This is a genomic window from Acidithiobacillus sp. TH-A36 (assembly GCF_057473445.1).
Genome location: NZ_JBYCKP010000644.1, coordinates 1 through 4418, shown reverse-complemented (window position 1 = coordinate 4418; position 4418 = coordinate 1). Strand labels below are relative to the sequence as shown.

The 4418-nt window shown below is 54.9% G+C and carries 6 protein-coding genes; 2 read left to right on the top strand and 4 right to left on the bottom strand.

Going from position 1 to position 4418, the window contains the following annotated elements:
• Positions 1-253 precede the first annotated feature (253 nt).
• Positions 254-871, bottom strand: a complete 618-nt coding sequence (locus tag AC2VLY_RS16150) for a superoxide dismutase (protein WP_193649393.1) — start codon at positions 869-871, stop codon at positions 254-256.
• A 256-nt stretch (positions 872-1127) separates the two neighbouring features.
• Here AC2VLY_RS16150 and hda point away from each other — a divergent pair, with 256 nt between their 5' ends.
• The gene (gene hda, locus AC2VLY_RS16145; RefSeq protein WP_486893962.1) at positions 1128-1847 is read left to right on the top strand and encodes a DnaA regulatory inactivator Hda; all 720 of its coding nucleotides are present in this window, start codon (positions 1128-1130) and stop codon (positions 1845-1847) included.
• Positions 1844-2776: a YihY/virulence factor BrkB family protein gene (locus AC2VLY_RS16140; RefSeq protein WP_486893963.1), complete on the top strand. Its 933-nt coding sequence runs from the start codon at positions 1844-1846 to the stop codon at positions 2774-2776. The genes hda and AC2VLY_RS16140 overlap by 4 nt, the downstream gene beginning before the upstream one ends.
• Here AC2VLY_RS16140 and AC2VLY_RS16135 read toward each other — a convergent pair.
• The 3 genes from AC2VLY_RS16135 to AC2VLY_RS16125 form a co-directional block, all read right to left on the bottom strand.
• Complete coding sequence (locus AC2VLY_RS16135) at positions 2730-3482, bottom strand: GntR family transcriptional regulator (protein WP_486922638.1); 753 nt, start codon at positions 3480-3482, stop codon at positions 2730-2732. The two genes, AC2VLY_RS16140 and AC2VLY_RS16135, sit on opposite strands and share 47 nt — an antisense overlap.
• Positions 3479-4027 carry a PhnN protein gene (locus tag AC2VLY_RS16130; RefSeq protein WP_486893012.1) on the bottom strand — a complete coding sequence of 183 codons (549 nt, stop codon included), beginning with the start codon at positions 4025-4027 and terminating at the stop codon, positions 3479-3481. Before AC2VLY_RS16130 ends, AC2VLY_RS16135 begins: the two co-directional genes overlap by 4 nt.
• Positions 4024-4418: DUF1045 domain-containing protein (locus tag AC2VLY_RS16125; RefSeq protein WP_486893013.1), on the bottom strand; the 395-nt coding region annotated here is incomplete at its 5' end. The genes AC2VLY_RS16130 and AC2VLY_RS16125, both read right to left, overlap by 4 nt.

The window sequence follows — 4418 nt, the reverse complement described above, 5'->3', positions numbered from 1 at the left end:
CCGCCAAGCACTCCGGGGCGGTGGGTACTGCGGGCGAGGGGCTTGATCCGGTCAACCAGCGCATTTCCTGCGTCAATGTTGACTCCTGCACTGCGATAGCTAAGCGGTTTGGGGCTGTCCACAGCAAGTTCCTCCGTCAATTTCGGGTCATGTTATGAGGGGGGCTGGCTGCTGTCAAAAGAAAAGAGCGGCCGGGCCGCTCTTCACTCAGACGCCACAAGTCATGGGGCGTCAGGGTTACCCCGCTAATCGATCAGAAGCGCTTGAAAATCTGTCCGCTTTTGGCTGCCTGGAAGCGTGCTTCAATGACACTCCAGTTCATGTTTTTGTGGAGTGCTGCCAGGTAATCGCCACGCCCCAGGGCTTTCCAGTCGACCATGTAGGCATGTTCAAACACGTCCACAATGACCAGGGGGACAAAGCCGCCAATGTTGCCATCTTCATGCAGCTGGACGAAATGGTTGTTGATCTGGCCGGTAGTCCCATCGTAATAGGCAATGGCCCAACCAATGCTGCGGCTTTTGGCAGCAGCCATGAGGTCTTCGTGCCAGGCTTCGGCGCTGCCGAACTGTTCGGTGACGGCGGCCTTGAAACCGGGCGCCTGATCCATGCTGATGCCGGGTTTCATCTGGGCAAAGTAGTATTCATGCAAGACCATCCCATTGTATTCAAAACCAAAACGACGGCGACGGTCAGCATAGGTCAGGGAGGCGGTTTTGCCAGCCGCACGCATTTCCTCAAGTTCTTTGTGCAGGGCATTACTCTGGTTGACATAGCCGGTGTACAAGCCCCAGTGATCGTTGATCTGGGCGTCGGAAATGCCGTCAAGACCGCTGGGCTTCAATTCTTCACGTACTTTATATTCAGACATTGCTCTACTCTCCTGCTGGTCGGTTGGGAATGAATCCCTGTGATTGTAGTCAGTGGCAGAGGAGGCTGCAAACGACCTGCTGGTCGTCTGACTGTGCTGAAGCTTATTCGCTCGGTTTCAGAGGGTAGGAAAATGGATAAGAATCTGCTTGACAGCCAAGGGTCTCTTGCCTAGCTTCTGGAGTCATGCCAAGCCATGACAGTTTTTCCTGGGTAAGCTCTGAAGGCTTACGATATTTGTCGTCCAGGCGCTGCTGATGCTCGCCAATGGCCAGATGCGCCTGCCTTTGGGGTTGCGAAGCGGCGCAACGCTCAATGATTTTTGTCCAGAACCCAACACTGCCGCATTGAATGCCGTTCGGAGTCTGCTGGTACGGCCAGCACCTGTGTTTGGACTTTATTTGCATGGCCCGGGAGGGGTGGGTAAAAGCCATTTATTACAGGGTGCTGCCCAAAGCGATGCAGGTTGGATACCTTATATTGAATGCGCCGAAATGATGCAGTGCTTTGTAGACCTGGCGCTGCCGGAAACTTTTTCCAGTCTGGTGGATGCGCCTTTACTCTGTCTGGATAATGTGGACGCCTGGGCCGGTCAGGTGGATCAAGAGAAGTTTTTGTACGATCTGTACAATGAACGTTTTCATCGCGCCCGACCCCTGTTAATGGCGGGTCGGGAAGCACCCCGGCAACTCGTCTGGACCCTGCCGGATTGGGCGAGCCGGTTCAGCGCCTGTGTGCCAATGGCTCTGCAATTACCCGATGATCTGCAGCGGCTGCATATTTTGCAGACCATGGCCCGGCGTCGCGGCTTGCGCATGGACCGGGACGTTGCCCGGTATGTGCTGCGCCATCAATCGCGGGATATGGCCGTGCTGGAGTCCTTGCTGGAGATGCTGGATGCGCGCAGCTGGGAGCAGCAACGCCAACTGACCATTCCATTTATTCGTCATTGTCTGGACAGGGAGGCGTCTTTGTGAGTACTGATCATAAAGAAGGCCAGCAGTGTTTTGGTAAAAAGGAAGATGGTTCGCGCCCACAGCCTCCTGCCCGTAAGGGTTTTGTGCTTGGTTTCGGTTTTCGCTGGTATCGGGCCTGGCATGGCTTCTGGAAAGATGACTGCATTGATCGGGCTGGTCTGCTGTCCTATACGACTTTATTTGGTTTGATTCCGCTGGCAGTGCTGGTATTCAGCATGTGGAATCTGGTGGGATTCAGCGTGATGCATCGTACCCAGGTGGATCACCTGATATTGCGCAGCTTTGTTCCGCAGACGGGTTATACCATTCTTCATGAAGTGAATTTACTGGCCGCCAAGGGTGCCCAACTGGGGTTGCTGGGGATAATCGGTTTGTCGTTGACGGCGGTGTTTCTGCTGCACGCGGTAGAGCGGCATCTGAATGCCATCTGGGGGGTTGCACCCCATTGCTGGTGGTGCCGGGTTTTGCGTTATCTGGCCATGCTGGTCGTGGCGCCACTGAGTGTGGCCTTGCTCCTCCCCCTGCTGGGTCCTTTGCAACCCCTGTTAAAATATCTGGGTCATATTCCCGTGCTGCCGCCGTTTTTCAGTCATGTTCTGACTTTTTTGGTGGTGACAGTGATGATGCTTTTGCTCTACAAGATTCTGCCTGCTGCGGCGCCGCGCTGGCGGGATGCTCTGCTGGGGGGGATGACGGTAGCCCTGTTATTTGAACTGGATAAATTCGGCCTCTCCGCCTATCTGCGTTTTTCGACTTTTGAAACGGTTTACGGGGCGCTGGGCGCTTTTCCTGTGTTTCTGCTCTGGTTGTATGTGGCCTGGGCCAGCATTTTATTCGGGGCGGAAATGGCAGAAGCCGGTGTTTATTCTGACCAGAACACGCTCAACCCGGCTCATAAACCAGGCGCACCCGTGAAGACGGATAAATGACCGTTGAGAATTCTATGCCGACGCCACTCGTATCAACGTTGACGTTTTCGCAGACAAAAACGATTTCACCTTTTTCGACTTTCAGCAGATCCCGCTCCTGAGGGCCGGACATGGTGGCCGAAATGGTGGAGCGCATGCGGGTATAATCCTGTATGCCATGCTGGCGCAGGGATTCAGTGATACCGCGTCCGGCGTGCAGATCATCCACCAGGGCCAGCAGGGCTTTCCCGAAAAAAAGATGTCTGGCAATGGAAATGGGCTCTTCACCGACCCGGCCAAGGGTTTTGATCATCGCAACCTGGGGATATTCCGGGAAGACGCCATATTGCTGAATGCGCGCCAACTCGGGAAGATCGGCCAGATTCAGTATGGCCGCCTCGAGAATGTCATTTTCCCCGGGTTTATTGTACTTTTTGACCCATTCCGAAAAGCGCGGCCTTTCGACCAGTTCATAGTCAAACACATGCTTGGCAACAAAACTGCCGCGACCATGCTGTATGCGCACTTTGCCCACGGCCGCGAGTTCCTGCAGGGCGCGGCGCATGGTGTGGCGATTGACTCCGTAAGCCTTGGCCAGATCCGCCTCGCCCGGCAGTTTCTGGTTTTCGACAAGTTCACCGGAATCTATGCGGGCCTGCAGATCATTGACAATTTGTTTCCAGATGGTGATTCCGGGGACGAACTGCACTTTGCTGGTGCTGATCATGGGTGTTCCAGCAGCCTGATGAGGCTGTGTACACATTGTTGGATGGCCTCTTCCAGCAACCCATCATTACGGATGGTGGTCATGGGCAACTGCTCTGGCAGAGGAATGTGACGACGCAGGCGGTCGTTGATGGATGCAGCACTTTCACGATGACGTTTTTCCAGGCGGCGGCGAATTTCGGTTGATGAAGCGGTGATATATAAAACATGTCCACCATATTCCGCAAGCAGGTCATTCACTACGGTGCGCGAAACATTGGCAATGATGATCTGCACGGCGGCGTTTTGAGGCTGCAATTCCGACTGGGGCAGGCCGTAGGATAGCTGGTGCGCGTCCCAGGTTTTGGCAAAATAACCGGATTCAGCGCGTTGTCTGAACGCTTCAGCACTGATGTTGATTTCTCCAGCCTGTGGAGCATTGCGGGTGACCATTCGCCGGGCGAAATAAAAACGTGGGTCATTTTTCAGTGTGGCTTCTGCGCCGCGAATAACTGAATCCTTGCCCGCACCGGAAGGACCCACTACCAGAACCAGCAGGGGCTTCATGATTTATTTTGGCGGGGGGCGGGTATCGCCGGAGCGAGGGGCAGGCGACGCAAAAGGGTGAAGGGTGCGTTCTGGTCTGTTTCACAGGCTAATGCGAGGCCCTGCAAGCGGCGTGGCTGCCTGGGGATGTCACCAAAATATTTGCTGGCGGTAGTCAGCAAACGCGTGTCCGATTGTTGATCGCTGAGGGTCATGTGAAAAACAAACTCCTCAAATACATAGGGATAGCCCCATCGTTCCAGGTATTCCCGGTGCCGGGGAAGCTTTATCTTCTGGCTTCTTGCCGAAATTTCCTCGTCAGTGTAGGGCCGCCGCCAGGGTTCCAGGTTGCGCACGCAGGTATCTGCCAGTGCGTGCAGTTCAGGACAGGGCTGACTGAGCCGCAGGGCAA